22 protein-coding genes are annotated in these 22,666 nt (G+C 57.5%); 9 read left to right on the top strand and 13 right to left on the bottom strand.

The window, feature by feature from the left end; genetic code table 11:
* The first annotated feature begins 109 nt into the window (after window positions 1-109).
* From J2X19_RS20115 to J2X19_RS20135, 5 genes are read left to right on the top strand one after another with little or no spacing between them, the layout of a single operon-like run.
* A complete protein-coding gene (locus J2X19_RS20115) occupies window positions 110-805 on the top strand; it encodes a methyltransferase (RefSeq protein WP_310375914.1) in 696 nt (231 codons plus the stop codon).
* Between the two features lie 2 nt (window positions 806-807).
* Window positions 808-2,046, top strand: coding sequence for a hypothetical protein (locus J2X19_RS20120; protein ID WP_310375916.1), 1,239 nt, complete (start codon window positions 808-810; stop codon window positions 2,044-2,046).
* Entirely contained in the window at window positions 2,043-2,870 is an 828-nt protein-coding gene (locus J2X19_RS20125; RefSeq protein WP_310375918.1) for an arginase family protein, read from the top strand. Before J2X19_RS20120 ends, J2X19_RS20125 begins: the two co-directional genes overlap by 4 nt.
* Complete coding sequence (locus tag J2X19_RS20130; protein WP_310375921.1) at window positions 2,864-3,913, top strand: ABC transporter substrate-binding protein; 1,050 nt, start codon at window positions 2,864-2,866, stop codon at window positions 3,911-3,913. Before J2X19_RS20125 ends, J2X19_RS20130 begins: the two co-directional genes overlap by 7 nt.
* 10 nt (window positions 3,914-3,923) lie before the next feature.
* On the top strand, window positions 3,924-6,497 hold the full coding sequence (locus J2X19_RS20135; RefSeq protein ID WP_310375922.1) for an ATP-binding protein: 2,574 nt from the start codon (window positions 3,924-3,926) through the stop codon (window positions 6,495-6,497).
* Window positions 6,498-6,882: 385 nt separating this feature from the next.
* Here J2X19_RS20135 and J2X19_RS20140 read toward each other — a convergent pair whose 3' ends face one another.
* The 5 genes from J2X19_RS20140 to J2X19_RS20160 form a co-directional block, all read right to left on the bottom strand.
* On the bottom strand, window positions 6,883-7,131 hold the full coding sequence (locus tag J2X19_RS20140; protein ID WP_310375924.1) for a hypothetical protein: 249 nt from the start codon (window positions 7,129-7,131) through the stop codon (window positions 6,883-6,885).
* Window positions 7,132-7,262: 131 nt separating this feature from the next.
* Window positions 7,263-8,237, bottom strand: a complete 975-nt coding sequence (locus J2X19_RS20145) for a Bug family tripartite tricarboxylate transporter substrate binding protein (protein ID WP_310375926.1) — start codon at window positions 8,235-8,237, stop codon at window positions 7,263-7,265.
* A 73-nt stretch (window positions 8,238-8,310) separates the two neighbouring features.
* Window positions 8,311-9,072: an SDR family oxidoreductase gene (locus J2X19_RS20150; RefSeq protein WP_310375929.1), complete on the bottom strand. Its 762-nt coding sequence runs from the start codon at window positions 9,070-9,072 to the stop codon at window positions 8,311-8,313.
* Entirely contained in the window at window positions 9,069-9,797 is a 729-nt protein-coding gene (locus tag J2X19_RS20155) for a fumarylacetoacetate hydrolase family protein (RefSeq protein ID WP_310375931.1), read from the bottom strand. Before J2X19_RS20155 ends, J2X19_RS20150 begins: the two co-directional genes overlap by 4 nt.
* 7 nt (window positions 9,798-9,804) lie before the next feature.
* Complete coding sequence (locus J2X19_RS20160; protein ID WP_310375933.1) at window positions 9,805-10,758, bottom strand: 2-hydroxyacid dehydrogenase; 954 nt, start codon at window positions 10,756-10,758, stop codon at window positions 9,805-9,807.
* A gap of 135 nt (window positions 10,759-10,893) precedes the next feature.
* Here J2X19_RS20160 and J2X19_RS20165 point away from each other — a divergent pair, with 135 nt between their 5' ends.
* The 3 genes from J2X19_RS20165 (at window position 10,894) to J2X19_RS20175 (ending at window position 13,508) form a co-directional block, all read left to right on the top strand.
* The gene (locus tag J2X19_RS20165) at window positions 10,894-12,060 is read left to right on the top strand and encodes a citrate synthase family protein (RefSeq protein ID WP_310375935.1); all 1,167 of its coding nucleotides are present in this window, start codon (window positions 10,894-10,896) and stop codon (window positions 12,058-12,060) included.
* Between the two features lie 222 nt (window positions 12,061-12,282).
* On the top strand, window positions 12,283-12,462 hold the full coding sequence (locus J2X19_RS20170) for a hypothetical protein (protein ID WP_310375936.1): 180 nt from the start codon (window positions 12,283-12,285) through the stop codon (window positions 12,460-12,462).
* A 326-nt stretch (window positions 12,463-12,788) separates the two neighbouring features.
* Complete coding sequence (locus J2X19_RS20175) at window positions 12,789-13,508, top strand: alpha/beta fold hydrolase (RefSeq protein ID WP_310375938.1); 720 nt, start codon at window positions 12,789-12,791, stop codon at window positions 13,506-13,508.
* Between the two features lie 45 nt (window positions 13,509-13,553).
* On the opposite strand, the gene J2X19_RS20180 is transcribed toward J2X19_RS20175, so the two are convergent.
* From J2X19_RS20180 to msuE, 7 genes are read right to left on the bottom strand one after another with little or no spacing between them, the layout of a single operon-like run.
* Window positions 13,554-14,309 carry an ABC transporter ATP-binding protein gene (locus J2X19_RS20180; protein ID WP_310375940.1) on the bottom strand — a complete coding sequence of 252 codons (756 nt, stop codon included), beginning with the start codon at window positions 14,307-14,309 and terminating at the stop codon, window positions 13,554-13,556.
* A gap of 10 nt (window positions 14,310-14,319) precedes the next feature.
* Window positions 14,320-15,636, bottom strand: a complete 1,317-nt coding sequence (locus J2X19_RS20185; RefSeq protein WP_116607054.1) for an ABC transporter substrate-binding protein — start codon at window positions 15,634-15,636, stop codon at window positions 14,320-14,322.
* Window positions 15,637-15,677: 41 nt separating this feature from the next.
* Complete coding sequence (locus tag J2X19_RS20190) at window positions 15,678-16,691, bottom strand: branched-chain amino acid ABC transporter permease (RefSeq protein WP_116607053.1); 1,014 nt, start codon at window positions 16,689-16,691, stop codon at window positions 15,678-15,680.
* Complete coding sequence (locus J2X19_RS20195) at window positions 16,688-17,584, bottom strand: branched-chain amino acid ABC transporter permease (RefSeq protein ID WP_207776344.1); 897 nt, start codon at window positions 17,582-17,584, stop codon at window positions 16,688-16,690. Before J2X19_RS20195 ends, J2X19_RS20190 begins: the two co-directional genes overlap by 4 nt.
* Window positions 17,584-18,498: an ABC transporter ATP-binding protein gene (locus J2X19_RS20200; protein WP_310375947.1), complete on the bottom strand. Its 915-nt coding sequence runs from the start codon at window positions 18,496-18,498 to the stop codon at window positions 17,584-17,586. Before J2X19_RS20200 ends, J2X19_RS20195 begins: the two co-directional genes overlap by 1 nt.
* Before the next feature lie 12 nt (window positions 18,499-18,510).
* The gene (sfnG, locus tag J2X19_RS20205; RefSeq protein ID WP_310375949.1) at window positions 18,511-19,641 is read right to left on the bottom strand and encodes a dimethylsulfone monooxygenase SfnG; all 1,131 of its coding nucleotides are present in this window, start codon (window positions 19,639-19,641) and stop codon (window positions 18,511-18,513) included.
* 28 nt (window positions 19,642-19,669) lie between these two features.
* Entirely contained in the window at window positions 19,670-20,257 is a 588-nt protein-coding gene (gene msuE / locus J2X19_RS20210) for an FMN reductase (RefSeq protein WP_310375951.1), read from the bottom strand.
* A gap of 462 nt (window positions 20,258-20,719) precedes the next feature.
* Here msuE and J2X19_RS20215 point away from each other — a divergent pair, with 462 nt between their 5' ends.
* The gene (locus tag J2X19_RS20215; RefSeq protein ID WP_310375952.1) at window positions 20,720-21,094 is read left to right on the top strand and encodes a nuclear transport factor 2 family protein; all 375 of its coding nucleotides are present in this window, start codon (window positions 20,720-20,722) and stop codon (window positions 21,092-21,094) included.
* A 136-nt stretch (window positions 21,095-21,230) separates the two neighbouring features.
* On the opposite strand, the gene J2X19_RS20220 is transcribed toward J2X19_RS20215, so the two are convergent.
* Window positions 21,231-22,664, bottom strand: coding sequence for an LLM class flavin-dependent oxidoreductase (locus tag J2X19_RS20220; protein WP_310375954.1), 1,434 nt, complete (start codon window positions 22,662-22,664; stop codon window positions 21,231-21,233).
* Between the last annotated feature and the right edge of the window lie 2 nt (window positions 22,665-22,666).

The following is a 22,666-nucleotide window of genomic DNA, read 5'->3' on the forward strand; positions in this document are numbered from 1 at the left end:
TTTCTGGCGATTGAGGAATGGTGTATTTGCGGACTGGAGGTGTTTAATGAAATTATTGTAATTAATTATTTACTGAAAGTGTTCATTGATTTTTCAATAGGTGAATAATATGGAAAATGCATCGATGCCGGATGTTTTACGCATAGATCGGTGGCAAAAAGGCCGGCAAAAATTGTTCAAATCAGTTCCTGTTGATGGAAAAATGATTAAATATCTTGGTAAGGAATTTAAGGTATATCCAAATACTTTCTGGCCGTTTACGGACAGCAAACCGCTTGTCAAGAATTTTCATATACAACATGGCGAAAGTGTGCTTGATGTTGGAACAGGGTCGGGCGTTATTGCCATATTTTCCTGTTACCAAGGTGCTGGAAAAGTGGTTGGGATTGATATCAACCCCGCAGCAATAAAAAGCGCAAAGCATAACGTAAAAATGCATGGCTTTGAAAAAGTAATGAAAGTCGTTAAATCTAATTTATTTGATAATATTGCCGGTCAGAAGTTTGATGTTATTACGGCAAATATTCCATTTAGAGATAAATTCGCACATGACATCGTTGCCAGGGCTCAGTGGGATACCGATTTTCAAACGAACACTCGTTTTTTTGCTGAGGTGGGAAATCATTTGAATCCAGGTGGGCGAATTTACTTTATACACTCCAATTTTGGAGAGACTGATAGAGTAAAAAAACTGGCTAAAGCAGCAGGGTTCTCCGTTAAAGCAATTGGGCGTGAGGTTGCGGATAAATCTGAAACGAAGGTGTTTCACGCTTTTCTAATGAAAATAATTGTAGAAAATCACTGACGATGAGTAATATTATCGAGTCCGTTAATTCAAATCGGAATGTGCCACATTCTGATTTGAATTACTTGGTTAAGACGGTGGCGGTGATTTTGTGTAGTCCTCGATCTGGATCAAGTCTACTGAAGAAGTCCTTGGAGTCACATCCGGATGTTGCAACACTTGGCGGTGAAATTGAACCGTTTCTTGTATTGACGGGTAACGGTTTTGGATTTAACTCAGACTGCGATGCCATTGACAAGATAGAGAATAAGGAAAGTTTGGTAAATAATATATTTGACGATTTGAGCGTGGCCTCCGACGCGTTGTTGGGTGTGGATACTATTTTCAGAAAATACAGAAACAGGTTTTTGTTGCAGTTTCCTGAAATTTTTTCTACTGACATCATGCATGAAAATTTAATTCGTGTTTTGCATGCTGCCTTAGCGGATGGTAAATATTCCGATGTACAAGAGAGCGGTGTATTTGAAAAATTTGTTATTACCAATATTTTTGAACACGAGCAATGGAGAATAAATTACTACGATGGTTTTTTGAATTCAGGGACTGTTAGGTGGTTTAATGAGCCATTTAAGCTCGAGGAGCCACCTTTTGTTTTGCCTCATAACGGAAGGCGACCATTTCGAGAAAGCGATGCTGAAAATAAGATATTGCTTTTTAAAACACCGCCGGATGTCTACCGGATTGGAATGTATGAGGCACTGTTTCCGAATGCAAATATAAAATATATTCATTTGACGCGAGGGTACGCGCAGTCGGTTAATGGATTAATGGATGGATGGCTATCACCAATTGGATTCTTCTCTCACGATTTGCGACGCGCTGGCCTGGACTTGAATATTAAAGGCTATTCAGATCGGGTTCCATTTGGAAGGTGGTGGTGGAAATTCGATTTGCCACCCAATTGGCGAGAGTTCCTGGAAAGAAGATTGGAAGATGTTTGTCTCAATCAATGGATTTCGGCGCATCGGTCTATATTAGAAAGCAGAGTGGCTTGCCTTCGAATTTCTTTTGAGGATTTTTTGGTTTCACCAAACTCCGTATTAGGGAAAATTGAGAAATATTTAGGATTATCCCCGAGGAAGGTGCTCAAACCACTTCCGCACGTGATGGCAACGGACGTTCCCAAATTGCAACGATGGAAAAAGAGAAACGATTTGATGCTTTCATTGGGAGAACAGCAGCAGGTCGGAGTGATGATGGAGTCGCTGGGCTATGAGATGAACACGGAGACCTGGTTATGAACAACCACCTTATTGTTCCTTTCTTAATAGGGCAACGCCGTGATGGCCTTTGCCGCATTCGGGATGTGGATGACCATGCTTGGGACACCCTCATGCTTTCCGAATTCCAAGCAACGAAAATTGAAGATTCCAATGAGAAATTAAGAAGGATGGGTAAGGTTTACCGTATTCTGTCGGAAAAAGTAAAAACGTTGAGCGGCATGGGATTGGTGCCCATCGTTCTTGCTGGAGACTGCATTTCTACATTAGGTGTTTTAGCGGGATTGCAAAAATCCGGAAAACAACCAGATCGTATTCTTTGGCTGGACGCGCACGGCGATTTCCATACTTGGAGAACGTCCTCAACCAAATATTTAGGAGGAATGCCACTGGCGATGTTGGTTGGTCTGATTGATGAGAGTGAAGAGCATTTTTACCATATCAACTCTATGCTGAGGGAGATTGAGGTGAATCCATATCCAGAAAAACAAATCATACTGTCCGATGCACGTGATTTGGATATTGGCGAAAAAGAAGCATTGCAGAAATCAAAAATCGTTGTGTGTGAAATATCGGAAATTCTTGCGCAATTGACCAAGAATGAGAGTTTGTATATTCACTGGGATACGGATGTGGTCGATGCGGAAGTAGAAACTCCCGCCCTTAAATATCATGTAAAGAATGGTCCAAATTATTCGGAAATTGAAAATATTTTTAAATGTATTGCACACAAAGATATAGTGGCTGTTTCAATTTCTGCTTGGCACGAAGAGAAGGATTTGGAAAATAAGGCGGTAACGGCATGTCTGGGAGTCATTAAAAACTTGCAGGATGCACTATGCTAATAAATATTTGGAGGTTGGGTGCAGGTAAGGTATTGCATTTCATGCTTGCAGGCTTAATAGGTTTGCTAGTCATTTCCTCTCTTGGTGTCTATATATGGATTAACTACAGGTCGATTGATTATACAAACATGCCCCTAGAGAAAGTTATTGTCGCGGCGAATAGTGAGTATGTTGGGAGTTGTGCTGTTTTGGTAGCGCAAGAGAAGGGATTTTTTACCAACGAAGGGCTCAGTGTCACCATAAAACCTTACACCAGTGGCAAAGCCGCGATGGCGGCCATAGTGGATAAAAAAGCTGATATTGGCACTGTGGCAGATATTCCTGTCATGTTCGCTGGATTGGACAATATCCCCGTGTCGGTGATTGCAACCATCTTTGCGGCAAAGAAGGACCATGGGGTGGTTGGGCGAAAAGACAAAGGGGTTGGCATTGCTGCAAGTCTTAAGGGCAAACGGATAGGTGTTCCACTAAGTACGTCGGCACATTTCACGCTAGACGCTTTTTTGAATAGGCAAAAGCTGCTGCCCAATGAAGTTACAACGCGCAGCTATAAGCCCGAAGAACTTCCTGGCGCGCTTGCACAAGGCGATGTGGATGCTGTCGCTATATGGGAACCATTTTTAAGTACGGCAATGGAGAAATTGGGCACCAATGGCGTGATTTTTTATGGCCAAGATGTTTATGAAAGTATCTACAACATTGTAGGAATGCAAAGCTATATTTCCGAGCATCCTGAGACCATAAAGAAGATTTTGCGGGGCTTGATTGGTGGCGCAAGTGTATGCAGAAATAACCCGCAGTTAGCTCAAGAAATAGTATCTCAAACTACGAAGATAGATATCGGAGCACTGAAGGCATCCTGGCCTTCATACCGATTTGATATTGTTTTGGATCAAGGTTTGATACTGGCCCTAGAAGATGAGGCACGGTGGGCCATTAAGAACAAGTTGACCAGTAAAGAAAAGGTGCCAAATTACCTTAACAATATTTATATGCATGGGCTAGAGTCCTTGAGTCCATCGGTTGTAACAATAATACACTGAGAATTTCAGTATGAAAATCTCAACTAGACTCAAACTGGCCGAACTATTTTGTGGAGTAGTGGTCGCCATTATTGTGGGCGTTTTATTGTTCACAACCTCACAGATGAAGCGTGAGCTGTTGAAGAACGAGCAAGCGGGTGAAGTGCTACGCGCGGTGACGGCTCTCAGGTATCTCTCGATGGAATATGAACTCCGCCACGAGGACCGTTCGCGCGAGCAGTGGCAACTGCGGTCTACCTCTTTCTCAGCACTTCTCATGGGAAAAATGGGGCTCATCGATTCGGGTGACACCGAGACCATTGCCGGCCTCCGTCGTAACCAAGAAGATCTTCAGAAACTATTCGGTTTGTTGGTGGCAAATCGCCATGCGCTTGAAAATGAGCAGGGGCGAGCCGAGGTACTCAAGGAGTTGGAGTCGAGACTGTCTGGGCAGATCTCGAATAAGACGCAGGCCATGATTTCTGACGCCTTGCTTCTATCAGAACTCAGTCGCAAGGCCGTGCTCGATGCGCAGCAGAGGGCGAATGTGGCAGTGATAGCCTTTGGTCTGCTGGTCATGTTGGCTGTCGCTGCCACCATATTTATTACGCTGAAAAGCGTCACGCAGCCACTGGAGAAATTACGTGAAGGCACAACGGTGGTCGGGGCCGGCAACCTTGATTTCGTTCTGGGTGTCCACTCGCAAGACGAAATCGGAGAGCTTGCGCGCGCCTTCGACGGTATGACGGAAAAATTAAAGCTGACAACGGTTTCCCGGGATGAGCTTTTCAAGACAAACGAGGCGCTTGCGGCAGAAATTTTGGTGCGTCAGCAGGCAGAGCAGAAAGCGCGCGCGCAGCTCGAGCGTCTGAATTTGCTGCACCAGATTACGCGCTCCACAGGGGCACGCCAGGATTTGCGGAGCATCTTTCAGGTCGTCATCCGCAGCCTGGAAGACCAGTTGCCGATGGATTTTGTGTGTCTTTATTTATACGACCAGCCACAGAACGCGCTGGTGGTGACATGTGTGGGCCTTCGCAATGAGGCGTTGGTGCACGAGCTTTCGATGACCGAGAACAGCCGCATTTCGATAGATGAGAATGGCCTTTCCCGATGCGTACGCGGACAACTGGTCTATGAGGCGGATATCACGAAAGTGGATTTTCCTTTCCCGCAACGCCTGTCGCGAAGTGGACTGCGCGCTTTGGTGATGGCGCCATTGCTGGTTGAAAGTACCGTGTTTGGTGTATTGGTGGTTGCCCGGCAGCAGGCCCATAGCTTTAGCAGCGGCGAGTGCGAGTTCCTCCAACAATTGTGCGAACATGTTGCTCTTTCGGCGAACCAGGCACAACTGTACGCTGCCTTGCAGCAGGCCTATGACGATATGCGTCAGACCCAGCAATCGGTGATGCAGCAGGAGCGCTTACGGTCGCTCGGTCAGATGGCCAGCGGAATCGCTCACGACATCAATAACGCCATTTCTCCTATCGCCCTCTATACGGAACTACTGCTGGAGACAGAGCCCCATCTTAGTACCGGTGGTCGTAACTATCTGGAAATAATCCAGCGCGCCATTGACGATGTCGCAGCGACGGTCGCTCGCATGAGAGAGTTTTACCGACAACGTGAAACGCAACTCACCTTGAGTCCGGTGAACGCCAATCTCCTGATACAGCAGGTTGTGGACCTGACCCGCGCGCGCTGGAGCGATATGCCGCAACAGCGTGGTCTTGTGATTGAACTATGTACCGAATTGGACCCTGATCTGCCGTTCTTCATGGGGGTCGAGGGGGAAATCCGAGAGGCTCTGACCAACCTGGTTTTTAACGCGGTCGATGCTATGCCAGAGGGGGGCACATTGACTCTTCGCACCCGGGTGGCCGGGGTTCCCAGTAGGGATGGGCAGACCATGTCGCGGCATGTATTTGTTGAAGTGAGCGACTCCGGCGTGGGAATGGATGAAGATACCCGTCGACGCTGCCTGGAGCCGTTCTTTACGACAAAAGGGGAGCGGGGGACAGGATTGGGGTTGGCTATGGTGTACGGGATGATAGAGCGTCACAGTGCAAATATCGAATTGGAATCCCAGCCGGACGTTGGAACCACGGTGCGCATGGATTTTCTGATTCCTCCCGATGTTGCGGAAGTCGCGCCACTTGTTGAAGCGGATACTGCACCGTTGCATTTGCACATTCTGGTTGTCGATGACGACCCCCTGGTACTGAGATCGCTGCGCGATATCTTGGCATTCGATGGCCATTCGGTCGTCGAGGCCGATGGCGGCCAAGCCGGTCTCAACATATTCCACAGCGCGCAAGAGCAAGGCAAACCGTTTGATATTGTCTTTACCGACCTGGGAATGCCGTATGTAGATGGGAATAAGGTTGCAACGGCCATCAAATATTTATCGCCGGCAACACCTGTGGTTCTGCTGACGGGCTGGGGACAACGACTGGTCTCGGACGGCGTCGGCCCCGCCCATGTGGATTGCGTGTTAAGCAAACCCCCCAGGCGCAAGGAGCTGCGCAGTGCATTGACAGGAATATTTCAGAATGGTGGTGTGGTTGCCGGTACTGATTTGACCTATCTTGTCAAGGACCAGTGATCAGGTCTTTGACTGTTGACGCCAACTGCAGAATGACCAACACCACCAGTAATTTCATGACCACCCCGAGTCCTTGCAGAACAAAGCTGGATGCGCCTTTCCTGATATATGCGACCTATCAGTTCGGTATTGGCACAAGCGCGCTGAACTGGTCAATTCAAAGTCAGAGGTAACACCCGAACGATTGAAAGCGAGGGGTAGTGGGCACAAGGCTGTGCGTGTGAAAAGCTGTTTACGACTTTAATTACCTAGAATAATTGGAGTCGCAAAATAGAGTGCGAGCAAGAGTGAGCCGTTGTCTGGGTGTGTGCATGTCAACGTATTTGGCCAATCATCTTGGTCACTCTGGCGACCACCCCATCTCAAAGATCAACGGATGGTTCGACTAGCCCACGGGAGCCATGTTTTCGTCTTCCCCCACCAGGCGGGGGCCATCTGCATCGCTGCCCATCGACACCAGAATGGCCACGCCGGTGCGCAGAGCTTCCCCATAGGTCGGTACGCTCTCTCTCGCTGCGTACAGTTCATTCCAGACGGTGATGTCACCGGTTGATTCCATTAGCGTCCAGTAGAACTCACCCCGCTTGGGTTCATCTACGCTAACGGCGATGCGTCGTAAATGGTTGGAGGCCATGTGTTTTTTCCGTAGTGTTAACCCATAGAATCATGGCCGCATTGCTCTGGAACCGTTGTAGGACCAAGGCGCATGTGGGGAGGGAGAAAGCTGGTGGAGGCGCTAGGCTTATCCGCCCGCCGCCTGGAGACTCACTCCGGCTGAATGCCAGCCTCTTTGACGACCTTGCCCCATTTGACGAGGTCGGACTTGATCAGTGCCGCGTACTCCTGTGGGGTTCCACCCTGGATTTCAATGCCGGCAGCCTCCAGCTTGGCTCGCACATCCGGCAGTTTCAACGCCGCATTGATCTCGGCGTTCAGTTTGTTGGTGATGGCCTTGGGCGTGCCGGCCGGCGCCAGGAATCCGCCATTCGTATTGGCATCAAAACCCTTGAGTCCTTGTTCGTCGGCGGTCGGCACGTCAGGCAGTGATGTTGTGCGCTTTTTGGTCGACACCGCGACGGCCCGGACGTTGCCGGCCTTCACCTGTGACTGGATGGCGCTGATGGTGTCGATGTAGAGCGCGGTGCGCCCGGCCAGCAGATCCGGATGGGCGGCCGAAGATCCTTTGTAAGGCACCAGCAACATCTGTACTCCGCTTGCCATGCGGAACATCTCCGCTGCCATTTCCTGGGCACTGCCGCGGCCCGAGGTTGCTACCTTGGCTTCGTTCGGATTGGCCTTCATCCAGGCCACGAATTCGGGCAGTGTCTTGGCGGGAATCTGTGGGGATATGGCGAAGACCAGCGGAACCTCATGGGTGTAGACGATGGGTTCGAAGCTTTTTTCGGGGTCCCAGCCCAGGTTCTTGAAGAGGAACTTGTTGATGTTGTGGCTGCCACCCACGATGCCGATCGTGTAGCCATCGGGTGCTGATTTGGCGAGAACGTCTGTGCCCAGATTATTGGATGCACCGGGCTTGTTCTCGACGATCACCGCCTGGCCCATTGAAGCTCCTATCTTGTCGCCAACCACGCGGGCAATGATGTCGATAGCACCGCCCGGCGGCGCAGGCACGATGATCTTGATGGCGCGGGTCGGGTAAGCCTGGGCCGATGCCACGAGCGGAATCATGGCCAGAGATGCCGAGACGGCAAGAATTTTGAACAGGGATGTGGTTTGCATGGTTGTCTCCTTTTGTGGTGTCTTCAATCGTGATCAAGTGCCGATGGACTCAATGACTGTGGTGCTCTGCCTGCTAGCCGCGTCCGACGAAGGGCATTGCGCTGGCCATGACCGTCATGTTCAACACGTTGGCACTGAGTGGCATTGCGGCGATGTGGCGCACCGCATCGGCCACATGCGTTGCGTCCATCATGGGTTCGGGTGCTGTCGTGCCGTTGGCCTGCAGCACGCCGCGTGTCATGCGTTCGGACAGCTCGGTCAGTGCGTTGCCAATGTCGATCTGGCTGGCAACGATGTTGAAGGTTCGGCCATCCAGTGCCAAAGCCTTGGTCAGGCCGCTCACCGCGTGTTTGCTGATGGTGTAGGGCGCCGTGAACGGGCGCGGCGTGTGCGCCGAGATCGAGCCATTGTTGATGATGCGTCCGCCCTGCGGCGATTGGCGGCGCATCAGGCCGAAGGCGGCGCGCGCGCACAGGAACACGCCCGTCACGTTGGTATTGACGACGCTGAACCATTTGTCCAGGGGTAACTCATCCATGGGAACAGCGGGTGCATTCACGCCGGCGTTGTTGAACAGCAAATCCAGCCTGCCAAAGCGGTGCTCAATGGCAGCGAACAGCGCTTGCACACTGTCCGGGTCGGTCACATCGGTGGGTACGGCCATGGCGGTCTGGCCGCGTGTCTGGGCCTCATTCGCCAATGCCTGCAAGGGTTCGGCACGCCGACCCGCCAGGACGACGCTCCAGCCGTCGTTCAGCAAACCGATGGCCGTCGCACGGCCGATGCCGCTGCCCGCACCGGTAACCAACGCGATTTTCGGGGGTATGGTATTCAAGCGCTATCTCCTGTGAAGGGTGTTGAAGATCCGTAGCTGGCGTTTCCCACGGTCATGGAAAACTGGCCGATGTCCGCTACCCCGCCTTGGACAACGTCACCGCCTTGCAGCGGGCCCACGCCTACGGGGGTGCCGGTGTAAATCAGGTCACCCGGAGCGAGCGTGACCGAGCGCGACAGCATGGCTACCAGTTCGGGTACCGGCCACAGGAGGTCTGCCAGATCGGCGCGCTGTCGTTCTACGCCGTTGACCGTGAGCCAGACAGCGCCCTGTTTGGGGTGGCCGCAAACCGTTGCCGAGACCAGGGGTGTGCAGGGCGCCGAGTGGTCGAAGGCTTTGGCGGCCTCCCAGGGGCCACCCGCCCGCTTGGCTTGCAGCTGCAGGTCGCGCCGCGTGAGATCCAGTCCTGCGGCGTAGCCCCAGATGTGGTGCGTCTCTACCTGCGCCGGCGCTATGTTTTGACCGCCACGACCAATTGCCACCACCAATTCGATTTCATGGCAAAAGTCGCCGGTGCCTGGTGGGTAGGGCAGTACACCCTGTGCCTGCACTACTGCGTTGGCGGGCTTCATGAACCAGGTGGGCATTTCTTGAGGTGTTGCCTCGTCCTGGCTCCAGCGGTAGTTACGTCCGATGCAGTACACGCGCCCCACAGGGAAAACCGCCGTGCTATTGGTCACGGGCAAAGTGGTTGGCGCGGGTGCGGGAAATACGAAATACGCCATGCGGGGCTCAGGTAGTCAAACTCATCGCTGGGCGTTCGCCCGCCAGGGCCTGGGCGATACCGGCCAGAACCATTTCACCCATGGCGGTCCGGGTCTCCCAGGTGGCACTGGCACGATGGGCTTGCAGGGTTACGTTGTCGGATTCGCGCAGCTTCAGCGGAACGTGGGGTTCGTCGACGAACACGTCCAGGCCTGCACCGGCAATGCGACCAGCGGCCAGCGCTTCCGTCAGGTCGGCCTCGTTGACCAGTCGGCCACGGGCCACATTGACCAAGAAGCCGCGCGGGCCGAGTGCGTCCAGTACGGCGGCGTTGACGATGCCTTCGGCCGTGTCCGCCGCTGCGCACAGCACCAATGCGTCGGCGCCATGTGCCAGGTCTATGAGATTGGGCACGAATGCATGCGCAATATCGTCCATGGACCGCAGGTCGGTGTAGCTGACAACGCAGCCAAAAGCCGCCGCCCGGGTTGCAACGGCCCGGCCGACCCGGCCCATGCCGACGATGCCCACATGCATGCCACTGAACCGGCGGGCGAGGGGAATAGCGCTCGGCTGCGGGTGAAGCTCCCATTGGCCGTTGCGCACAAAGCGGTCACCTGCACACAGGTTGCGGCAGGCTGCGATCAACAAGCCTATCGCCAGATCGGCCACGTCTTCGGTCAGCGCACCCAGGGTTGCTGTGACGGGTAGGTGCCGCTCTCGGCAGTACGCCAGATCCACCGCGTCGGTGCCGACGCCATTGACCGCTACCACCTTGAGGTTGGGCAGCTGCTCCAGCATTGCACGCGAAATGCCGGTGTGCCCACCGGTGATCACGGCGTCGATGGACGCACCGTGCTCTCGCAGCCAGGTCGCCGGGTCGGGGGTCTCGAAGTGTTTGTCGACGCTGTAGAGCGATGCGAGCTTGTCGTTGATCGCGGGAATGAGGATCGGATTGAGTTGGAGGATTCTGGGTTTCATGTCGGTTCGGTCAGCAGGGGTAGGCGATGGGGTCTAGGTAGATGCTTCATAGATGGATGCATAGTAGTAAATGATTGATTTATTCGTCAATATTGATGTATAAAATCAACATAAATAAACTTTTTGCACCCAACAATGGCTTCCTGGATTTCAATGAACGAGGTTTGCAACCTCCTGGGGGTACAACCCCAGACGGTTTATGCGTACGTGAGTCGCGGCAAACTCGAAGTCACGCCGGATCCGTCCGACTCGCGCCGCAGCCTGTACCGTGCCGAGGATGTAGCCGGCTTGGCCAAACGCAAACAAGCCGGCCGCAAGCACGAGACCCTGGCCGCCAATACGTTGTTTGGCTCGGAGCCCAGCATTCCAACCGCCCTGTGTGCGTTTTTTCGGGGGCGCCCTTATTACCGCGGCCAGGATGCCGTGGGTCTTGCCGGGGCGGCTTCTTTGGAAGAAGTGGCTCAACTGCTGTGGGGCGCTGAGCAGCCCATCGACTTTTCGTCATCAATGTCCATGCGCTCGGGCAAGCAGGAGCCCGGGCGTGTGGCCGCATTCACCGCCTTGGCCAGTCTGGCGGCAGACGGTCATTCCACCCGCGGACGTCTGACCCGGGTGCTGCATAGCGAGTGCCAGAGCCTGGTCGGGACATTGGCCAATGCCTTCGGCGCGCAGGGAGGGCATGGGCCACTGCATCTGCGTTTTGCGCAAGGCTGGAAGCAATCCCCCCAGGTGGCAGATCTGTTGCGAACGGCTATGGTGCTACTGGTTGACCACGAGTTGACCAGTTCTGCGTTTGTCGCACGCATTGCGGCTTCCACAGGCGCCTCGTTGCCGGCATGCCTCTTGGCCGGATTGACCACGCTCTCAGGCCCGTTGCATGGCGATGCTTCAGGCCGCGTTCAGGCGCTGTTCAGTGAAGTAGAGCGATTGGGTGAAGACAAGGTGGTCGCCCACTATCTATCGACCGGTTTGCCCTTGGCTGGATTTGGTCACCACCTTTATCCCGATGGCGATCCACGCGCGGCCGCGTTGCTGGCCTTGTTCGAACCTCCGGAGGTGATTGCGCGCTTCATACACAAGGTAACGGTGCTGACCGGCTTGCAGCCCAATATCGACGTGGCTCTGGCCGCCCTGGTCGCGCACCATCAGCTTCCCTCCGATGCGGCCTTCGGCTTGTTCGCCACGGCGCGCAGCATCGGCTTACTGGCGCACAGCTTGGAGCAACTGGGCGTGGCGCAAGTCATCCGACCACGTGGACGTTATGTGGGGCCGATGCCGGATGTGCCGGGCGCTCGCACTTGAGCGCTATCTGTTGTCTTTGGGGGCGCTCATGGCGGGGATTTGGGGAAAAAGCGATTCAGCGGTCAACGTTGCAATATAGGGTCGCGCCGTTTGGTAGGCCTATCGCATGAAGCAGAGGAACTGCGCCCCGACGACGCATGACATGTTCGACGTGTGTATGTCTTTTGACATTCCATTGTTTTCGCCCGCGAGTACCCTAGGTGCATGGACATTACGAAATTTATGACGGTCATCGAAGACCTTGCCGTCAATGGCGGCGCGATATCTCCAGAGGAAGCGCTGATTGAGCTTGGGGACTACATTGAACATCTGGACCCCGCTCACGAGGACTACGACAAGAGCGTGGTGTTGCTGATGCGGATCGCTGCCAGCATGTGGAAGCAGCAACGCCTGTCGCACTAGCAATCAAGGCTGCTCGCTGCAGCCCATACGTGAAAAAGCCCGCTTGAAGCGGGCCTTTTTTGTATGTGGTCGTGGGCTCTTACGCGACCCACGTTTACGGACACTCTCGTGCAGGAGCTCTTTGTTATTTTTCTCGTCGCAAAAAGCTCTACTCGACGTGCCGCCGTGAGATTCGGCTTTGCCTGGCCAGGCTCCCAGCAGAGCGCTAACGGCTTGCTGGAGGCGGGATTATAGCGGATGTGGCCGGCGGCTGCACACCGCGGACCGCTTGCATGGGCCTGAGAAAAGCAATGCGCTGGGTTTTGCTGGAGCGCTACTATCCGCCTATGACACCCATTCTGCTTCCCGGTTTGCTGTGCGATGCCAGCGTATGGCAAGACATGCTTCCTGCGCTGCAACGCCGCTGGCCTTGCGTCGTACCGGACTACCGCGCGCTGGACAGCATCGAGGCCATGGCACAGCATGTACTGCAGACCGCACCGCCTGGGCCTCTGGCCCTGGCTGGTCACTCCATGGGCGGGCGCGTGGCTTTGGAGATATTGCGCCAACAGCCCGAGCGCATACAGCGCCTGGCTTTGATGGATACCGGCTTTGAAGCCCTGGCTCTGGGTGCCGCCGGGGAAAAGGAGCGCGCAGGCCGTATGGCTTTGCTGCAGACAGCGCGCCAGGATGGCATGCGTGCCATGGGTCGGGATTGGGCGCGCGGCATGGTGCATCCGTCCCGCTTGGACAGCCCGCTGTTTGACCGGATTCTGGACATGATTGAGCGCTCCACGCCCGAGATATTCGAAGCGCAGATCCATGCTCTGTTGCACCGCCCAGATGCGGCCGCGCTCTTGGGCCAGATACGTTGTCCCACGCTGCTGCTGTGTGGTCGTGAGGATGCCTGGAGTCCCTTGGCGCGGCATGCGCAAATGCGCAGCCTGCTGGGGGCTGCACCCGTTGAACTCGTGGTGATTGAACACGCGGGTCATATGAGCCCCATGGAGCAACCCGACGCCGTGTGCCAAGCGATGCAGCATTGGCTTGATGGGAGCCCCGCATAAGCAGCGGGTGCGGCCAGCCGCATCGCGCGGGTATCCGTTTGAGACTTAGGCCGCGGCCTGCAGGGTCGCCACACTCTCACCAAAGTAGAACGACTGGATATCGGAGCGCTGCCGCAGTTCTGCGGTGGTGCCGGCCAATACCGCTACCCCCGTATCCAGCACGGTCGCGCGATCGGCATATTGCAGCGCCACCGTCGAGTTCTGCTCGGCCACCAAGATCGACAGACCTTCTTCCCGGTTCAGTCGTTTGAGCTGTCGAAAGATGTCTTGCACGATCAACGGCGCCAGTCCCATGGAGGGCTCGTCCAACACCAGCAAACGCGGCCGCGACATCAGCGCCCGGCCTATTGCCGTCATCTGCTGCTCTCCGCCGGAGGTCAGCCCTGCCAGTGCACGGCGCTTGTCCCGTAGGTGCGGAAAGATGGCGTACACCCTCTCCAGATCCTTTGCCAGTTCGGTCCGGCTGGAACTGCGGCCCAGACCGCCGGTCAGCAGGTTTTCCTCCACCGTCAGGCTGCGAAAGCAGTGCCGTCCTTCGAGTACCGTCACCAGCCCTAGCCGCACCAGCGCAGCCGGGCTGGTACGACCCACGTTATGTCCGTCAAACACGATGCTGCCCGCAGTCACCTTGCCGCGCTGTGCTGGCAGCAGGTTGGATACGGCTTTCAGCGTGGTCGATTTGCCTGCGCCATTGGCCCCGAGCAAGGCGTGGAATTCGCCTGCCCGTACGTTCAGACTTACGCCATGCAAGGCCGCGATGGCATTTTGGTAAACCGCTTCGACAGCATCAATCTGCAGCATGGTGTGGGTTTCAATCGTTGATGCTGGTGCGCACTTTGATGTTCTTTTCCTTGGCGTAGGCCAGGGACGACTTTTCAATGATGGGGCGCAGCAGTTTCCAGTCGGGGGCGATCCAGTCGGACACCACATTCCATTTGCTGCCATCCCACTGCTGGAAGGCCACGCGGCCATCGCCTTCGTGGTTGTCCCAGGTCACGTTGATCGAATGAAACAAGCCCTTGGCACCCAGTGCGGCGGCGCGGGCTTCGTCGATCTTCAGGTTTTCCAGGCCCCAGCGGATTTCGTCACCGGTCAGCGTGCGTTTGCCGAACTTGGCCTGCGCGATGCGGATGGCTTCCACGTTCAGGATGCCGTTCAAAATGCCCAGATTGTGGTAGCGCGTACCGATGCGCTTCTTGTCTTCCAGATTGCCCTTGCCGGCGTCGTACACCGTCTTCACGATGTCCTGCACCACGGGAAACTGCGTGCCCGCAGCCACGCTGGTGATGGCCACATAGCCCTTGGCGGCGTCGCCAGCGGGGATCACGTCTTCTTCCGAATTCGACCACACATTGCCGATGATGTGGTCGGCTGGGAATCCAGTCTTCTGCGCGGTCTTCAACGCCACCGGGTTCATCACGCCCCAGCCACGCAGCACCACGTAATCGGGCTTGGCGCGGCGGATGGTCAGCCACTGTGACTGCTGTTCATTGCCAGGGTGTGGCACTTCGATTTGCTGCACGGTGAAGCCGTATTTCTTGGCCAGCAGCTCATAAATTGGGATGGTCTCTTTGCCGTAGGGCGAGCCGTGGTACAGCACCACGATCTTCTTGCCCTTGAGCTTGTCTTCACCACCCACCTTGCCGGCGATGTAGTTCACTATCCCTGAGGTTTCGCTGTAGGGGTTGAGCAGCAGCGGGAAGATGTATTTGAAGACGCGGCCGTCGGTGGTGTCGGTGCGGCCGTGGTTGATGGTCAGCAGGGGCACCTTGTCGGCCGTCACGCGGTCGATCAGCGCGTAGGCAATGCCGACCGACAGCGGGTTCCAGGCGGCGATGCCGGGTTTGGTTTTCAGGCGCTCGTACACCTCCACACCGCGTTCGACTTCGTACTGGGTTTCGCCTTCTTCCCAGGTGAGCTTGACACCACCCACGCCGCCGTCGCGGGTGTTGACCAGGTTCAGATAGTCAATGAAGCCGCCAAAGAATCCGGTGCCGCCGGCCGCATAGGGCCCGACGCGGTAGCTTTGCAGCGGAAAGAATTGTTCGTCGGCCTGGGCCGCTTGCAGGCCGCTGATGGCCAGCGTAGCGGCGATGGCCGCGGTACGCAGGTTTTTGATGAAGGACATGGATGAAAACTCCCGTGTATTTTTGAATTGAAATGCTGTTTTCAGACAGCCGGAGACAACTTCTTCCGCAGGCGACTCCCGAGGGCGGCCAGGCCTTGTGGTTCCACGATGAGGAAAAAGATGATCAGTGCGCCCAGCACGATGCGCTGGGTCATGTCGAGTACGCCGGAATCGAACCAGCCGCCAAATAGCAGGGCGCCTACGCGCGACAGCAGCAGCGGGAACACCACGATCAGCGCGGCACCCAGAAAAGCCCCGCGTATGGTGGCCAGGCCACCGATGATGACGATGAACAGAATCTGGAACGAGCGGTCCAGGTTGAAGCCCGCGGGCTCCACCGTGCGCAGGTACACAAAGGCCCACAGCACACCCGCCACGCCAACGATGAAGGACGAAATCGCAAACGCCAGCAGCTTGGTACGCAGCACCGGCACACCGATCACGCGGGCGGCCAGCTCGTTGTCGCGGATGGCGATGAAGTTATGCCCGGTCTGCGTACCCACCAGACGCCAGACCAGGGCCGTCAACACCGCCACCAGGGTCAGCGCAAACAGGTAGCGGCCCACGGGCGTGTCAAAGCTGAAGCCAAGCACCTGCAGCGGAGGTGCGTCGATCACACCGGATGCGTTGTCATTGGTGAACCAGCTGAACTTGGTCAAAGCCCATTGCACAAAAAACTGCGCTGCCAGTGTGGACACGGCCAGGTAGAAGCCGCGCAAACGCAGGCTGGGCAGGCCGAACACCAGTCCAATGGCGGTAGCCGACAGACCCGCCAGTGCGATGCTGGCCAACAACGGCAGGCCGGGCAGGCGCAGGTTGAAGTTGTATGCCGCGAACGCACCTACGGCCATGAAGGCGGCCGAGCCCAGCGACAGTTGACCTGCGTAGCCGGTCAGCAGATTCAGCCCCACGGCCGCCAGCGATAGCGCCAGGAACGGGATCAGGATCGCGTCGAACACATAGGCGCTGCCCAGCGCGGGCACCACGCCATAGGCGACCAACAGCAAGGCCAATGGTGCGCCCCAAGCCTTGGCGGGGAATGCAGCCTTGCTCATGCGCGCTCCACCAGCTTCTGGCCAAACAGGCCGGACGGGCGCACCAGCAAAAAGGCCAGCGCTGCGACATAGGCAAACCAGCTTTCAATGCCGCCGCCGACGAAGGGGCCTAGATACACCTCGGCCAGCTTCTCCAGCGCGCCGATCAGCAGGCCGCCGACGATGGCGCCCAGGATGGAATCAAAGCCGCCCAGCATCAGCACCGGCAGGGCCTTCAGCACCACCAGCGACAGCGAAAACTGCACGCCCAGCCGGGCACCCCACAGCAGGCCCGCCACCAGCGCGATGGTGCCGGCGGTGGCCCACACCGTGGCCCAGATGCGCGGCAGGCGCAGACCTACAGCGATGGCCGCATAGGTGTCGTCGGCCACGGCGCGGAAGGCCAGGCCCACATGGGTGTAGCGGAAGAAGGCCGACAGCAGCGCCACCATGGTGCCGGCAATGGCGGCCGCAAACAGGTCGAAGGTGGAGATCAAGATACCCCACACTTCCAGCGGTTCGTCGGCAATGCCCAGGTCCAGCGCATGGACCTGGGTGCCCCACAGCATTTGGGCCGCGCCCTCGATCACGTACGACAGGCCTAACGTGGCCATGAACAGGGTGATGGGCGGCTGGTTCACCAGCGGGCGCAGCACCACGCGCTCCACCGCCAGGCCCAGCAGCACCATCAGTGCAAAAGTGGCCAGCAGCGCCAGCGGAAAGCTGATGCCGCGCTCCACCAGGCTCACAAAGGTCAGTGCCGCAAACAGCAGCTGCGCACCCTGCGCAAAATTCAGCGCACCCGAGGTCTTGTAGATCAGCACAAAGCCGATCGCCACGAGGGAATACATCACACCGGAGAGCAGGCCGCCGACCAGCACTTCGGCAAAAAAGGCGAAATCAAATCCGTCCATCACAGGCTTTCTTCTGCATGGGCTACGCCCAGATAGGCGTCAATGACAGCCGGGTCGTCGCGCACCTGGGCGGGTGTGCCGTCGGCGATCTTGCGGCCATAGTCCAGCACCGCCACGCGGTCCGACAGGGCCAGCACCACACCAATGTCGTGCTCGATCAACAGGACGGTGGTGCCAAACTGGTCGCGGGCGGCGCGCACGAAATGCGCCATCTCGCTCTTCTCGGTCACGGTCATACCGGCCATGGGTTCGTCCAGCAACAGCAGTTGCGGGTGGGCCACCAGAGCGCGTGCCAGCTCCACCCGTTTTTGCAGACCATAGGGCAGGGTGCCGGCCAGGCGCTCGCGCACGCTGTGCAGGCCCAAGAAGCCCATGATCTCGTCGCTGCGGGCCCGCGCGTCGTCACGCTCGCGCCGTGCGCGGCCCAGGCCTATCCATTGCTCGATGAACGTGGAGCGCACCGTGGCGATCCGGCCCATCACGATGTTGTCGCGCACCGTCAAGCCCTTGAACAGCGCCAGGTTCTGGAAGGTACGCGCCACGCCCAGCCGCGCCAGCTGTGGAGTGGGTACCTGGGCGAAGTCTTTGCCGCCTATCCATATGCGTCCCTGGTCGGGCCGGTACAGTCCGCTGACCACATTCACCAGCGAGCTTTTACCCGCACCATTCGGCCCGATCACGGCGCGGATTTCTCCGGCCGCAATCGACAGGTCCACGCCGGCCAACGCGGTCACGCCGCCGAAAGACAGATGGATGTCTTTCAGCCGCAACACGGGCGTCGCTGCCGTGGCAGCGGCGGGCGCTGTGTGGGCGGGCCGTGCCGGGCGGGGCCGCTCGGTGCTTTGCCTGAGCGTGGTGGTGGGTGGCGGCGAGACCGGTGCGAGCCGGTCCAGGCCTAGGCTGGCGCTGGGCATGTTGTGCAGTCCTTAGGCCACGGCTTCCAGCGCAGGCTCGGCCTGCTTTTCTGCCTGGGCTGCTTCAAGGGCGCGCACCAGGGGCAGCACCTTCTGGCCGAAGTACTCCACCTCTTCGATGAAGTGCAAAAAGCCGGTCAGCACCAGGTCCACGCCAATCGCCTTCAGCGCCACGATGCGCTCGGCGATCTGCTGCGGCGTGCCTATCAGGTTGGTGCGGAAGCCGTCGTTGTACTGCACCAGGTCTTCAAACGTGGACTTGGCCCAGTTGCCTTCGCCTTCGGGCGACGCCTTGCCGGCCTGCTTCACCGCGTCGCCAAAGGCGTGCACGGCTTCCACGTGGGCATGTTTGATGATGTCGGCCAGCACGGCCTTGGCTTCTTCCTCGGTGTCGCGGGCGATGACGAAGGCATTCACGCCGATGCGCACCTTGTGGCCGTTTTTGGCGGCCTTGGTCTGGATGTCGTCGATCTGCTCCTTCAGCTTGTCGGGCGTGTTGCCGTTGGTGAAGTACCAGTCGGACACGCTGGCCGCGTTGTCGCGTGCCGCGCGCGAGCTACCGCCCTGGAATATCTCGGGGTGCGGCTTTTGGATGGGCTTGGGGCTCAACGTGTAGTCGGTGAAACGGTAGAAGTCGCCCTTGAAGCTGAAGTTGTCCTGCGTCCAGATGCCCTTGAGCGCGCGGATGAATTCGTTGGTGCGGCGATAGCGCTCGTCGTGCTCCAGCCAGGGTTCGCCAATCGCCTGGAACTCGCCCTTGAACCAACCGCTCACCATGTTGACGGCAATGCGCCCGCTGGAGATGTGGTCGATGGTGGCGATCTGCTTGGCCACTACGGCCGGGTTCCAGGGGCCGGGCAGGATGGCGGCTATCACTTTCAGCTTGGTGGTTGCATGCAGTAGCGCCTGGCTGAAGGACACGGATTCGTGCTGGTACTCGGCGCCGTAGCCGGCGGTGAAGCGGATCTGGCTCAGCGCGTAGTCGAAGCCGGCTTTCTCGGCCGTCTGCGCCAGCTTCTGGTTGTATTCCAGGCTCCAGTCGGTGCGCTGCGCGATGGTGCTGACCACCAGGCCGCCACTGACATTGGGTACCCAGTAGGCGAACTTGACTTCTGCGGGTGGGGTGCTGGATGCGTTGCTCATGGGAAGACTCCTGTGCGTTAGAGGTGGATCAGGCGGCGACGGCTTCTTGCGCCGTGGCAGTCACTTCATCGAGGGTGGCGCGGTGCGACAGCTGGGGAACGGCGCGGGCAATCGCCAGGGCAATGCGGTCGCGCAGCGCGGGGCTGCTGATCTCGTAGCCTTCGAAGTCCTTCTCCGTCGCATATACGCCGATGGGTAGCGTGCGCGACTGGAAGAAGCTGAACAGTGGTCGCAGCTGGTGGTCGATCACCAGTGCATGGCGGTCGCTGCCACCGGTGGCGGCCAGCAGCACCGGCACATCGGTCAGCGCCTCGTGGTGCACGAAGTCGAACAGGTGCTTGAACAGGCCGGTGTACGAGCCGCGGTACACGGGGCTGGCCACGATCAGCAGGTCGGCGGATTCGATGGCGGCCACTTCGGCCTCCACGTGGGCCGGCAGCTGGCTGCGGTACAGCGCGCCAGCGAACTGCGGGCCGATGTTGCCGAGCTCGATCAGATGCACGTCGATAGGCAGGGCATCGCCCAGCGCGGCCAACAATTCTTGTACCAGCACCAGCGTGCGGGAGGGGCGCTGCAAACCACCGGATACAGCCACGACTTTGAGTTTCTTCACCATGTTGATAGGACCTCTGTTTGGAAGCCGCAACCTATTTGCAGCACAGTGGCTTTATGCGAATGGCGTGCCAGAGAAAATATTGATGTAAATCAAGGGTTTAGTGTGTTTTTATGGAGCGTGTGAGTGCTGGGTTTGCAACATGCTGCGGATGTGTTGCTGCTGGAGCAGCAGTGCCTGCGGCATAGTCGGTTTGCGCGCATGCATATGCTGTTTTTGGATGCTGGTGGGGCAGCAGATGTCGGTGGTGTTGCTGCGTCGGCAGCAAGAAGCATTGCGGGTCGGTACGGTGTGGGATGGTCTTTTCCGAACCACTGGGCTGACTTATCGCAGGAGGAAGACCGGCTGCTGAATCGACGGCTAACATTGCCATCAAAGCCCTACGGGGTTTGGTAGAGCCTTTGTATCCCTGGACACTTGCCCAGGTATCTAAAGCGTCAACGATATAAGTGAAATGCAGTCGCCATGAATTCCCTTCTTTCCACCATTCAAGCCCTAGAGGGCGAGCTACACCATCCGGGTGTTCCTTGTGAAGTCGGTCGCCTAGAGCAGTTGCTACACAAAGACTTCTCCGAGGTGGGCCGCTCGGGGCGTGAGTACGATCGCGCAACGGTCCTTCGCTTCCTGGGCGCGCAGCAGACTTCTCCGCCTGTGGTCTCAAGTGACTTCTCGGTGTATGTGCCTGCAGCCGGGGTGGCATTGCTCACTTACCGCTCGGCGCACCGCCAACAAAACGGTGGTCTGGAAAATCACACGCTGCGTTCATCTATCTGGATGCAGGTAGATGGCCAGTGGCAGCTGCGCTACCACCAGGGAACGCCAGCTGCAGAGGCCTGGTAAGCGCGACCTCGCAGAATGCGACTCGCGGTACCGACGGTTGTTCACGTATTCCGATTCACAAGAAAAAATAGCCACCAGCGCAGAAGAGCCCTGCGCTGGCAGCTATCAAAAATGAAGCAAACGCCAATATGACGGTTTAAGACAAGGCAGCCTCCCGCTCTGTCTCCGCCGCCGCTGGCGCGCTTCTTTGCCCACCCTCTCTCTTCACCTTTTCAATATCGCGGTACTGCTGCGCTGGGTGGCTGGCGGGCAGCAGGGGGCCGTCGCCAAACAGCTTTTCGCGCAGCGTGCCGGGCTTGTAGGCCGTGGGGTAGACGCCACGGCGTTGCAGTTCGGGCACCAGGTGGGTGACGACATCTTCAAAGGTTTCGTGGGCGATGGCATAGGCCAGGTTGAAGCCGTCGATGTCGGTGGCCTCCACCCACTGTTGCAGGATGTCGGCCACGGTGGCGGCCGAGCCTACGAACACCGGGCCTAGGCCGCCCACGCCGCCCCACTTCGCCAACTCTTCAATGCTCCATGAGCGGTCGCCTCCGGCCAGCACTTCCACGGCCGACAGGATGGCGTTGGTGTCTACCTTGCGTACCAGTTCGGTGGGCGCGTACTGGCCAAAGTCGATACCGGTCCAGCCGGACATGAAGACCAGCGCGCCGTCGTAGGAGGCGTAGCGCTGGTATTCCTCGAACTTGGCCTGGGCCTTGGCATCGGTCTCGTCCACGATGACCGTCACCAGGTTGTAGACCAGCAGCTTGCGCGGGTCGCGCCCGGCCAGTGCCGCTTGCGCGCGTACATCGCGCACATAGTTCTTCAGCACGTTCTGCGTGGGTGCGGCGACGAATACGCATTCGGCATGCTTGGCCGCAAAGCTCTTGCCGAGGCCGGAGGCACCGGCCTGGTACAGCACCGGTGTGCGCTGGGGCGAGGGCTCGCTCAGGTGGTAGCCGGGCACGTCGAAGTACTTGCCCTTGTGGGCGATTTCGTGGATTTTTTCCGGGTGGGCGAAGATGCCCTTGGCGCGGTCACGCACCACGGCGTCGGCCTCCCAGCTGCCTTCCAGCAGCTTGTACAGCACCTCCACGTATTCGTTGGCCACCTCGTAGCGGTTGTCGTGGCGGCGCAGGCCGCCCTGGCTGATGTTCTTGGCGCCGCTCTCCAGGTACGAGGTGACGATGTTCCAGCCCAGGCGGCCCTGGGTGTGGTGGTCGGCGGTGGAGAGGCGGCGCGCAAAGGTGTAGGGGTGTTCGAACGAGGTGGACGCGGTAATACCTATGCCCAGATGCTCGGTCACCATGGCGATGGGCGCGGCCAGCTGCAGCGGGTCGTTCACCGGGATCTGCGCGCCTTGTTGCAGCGCGTGGTAGTTGCTGCCCTTGTAGACGTCGTAGTAGCCGATCACGTCGGCAATGAAGATGCCGTCGAAGAAGCCCTTCTCCAGCGTCTTCGCCAGGTCGGTCCAGTAGCGCAGGTCCTTGTATTCCCAGGACCGGTCGCGCGGGTGGGCCCACAGCCCGGGGGACTGGTGGGCTACGCAGTTCATTTCGAACGCGTTGAAGCGAATGTGCCGTCCCATCC

Origin of the sequence: Rhodoferax ferrireducens, from assembly GCF_031458075.1 — a bacterium.
GTDB classification, from domain to species: domain Bacteria; phylum Pseudomonadota; class Gammaproteobacteria; order Burkholderiales; family Burkholderiaceae_C; genus Rhodoferax_B; species Rhodoferax_B ferrireducens_A.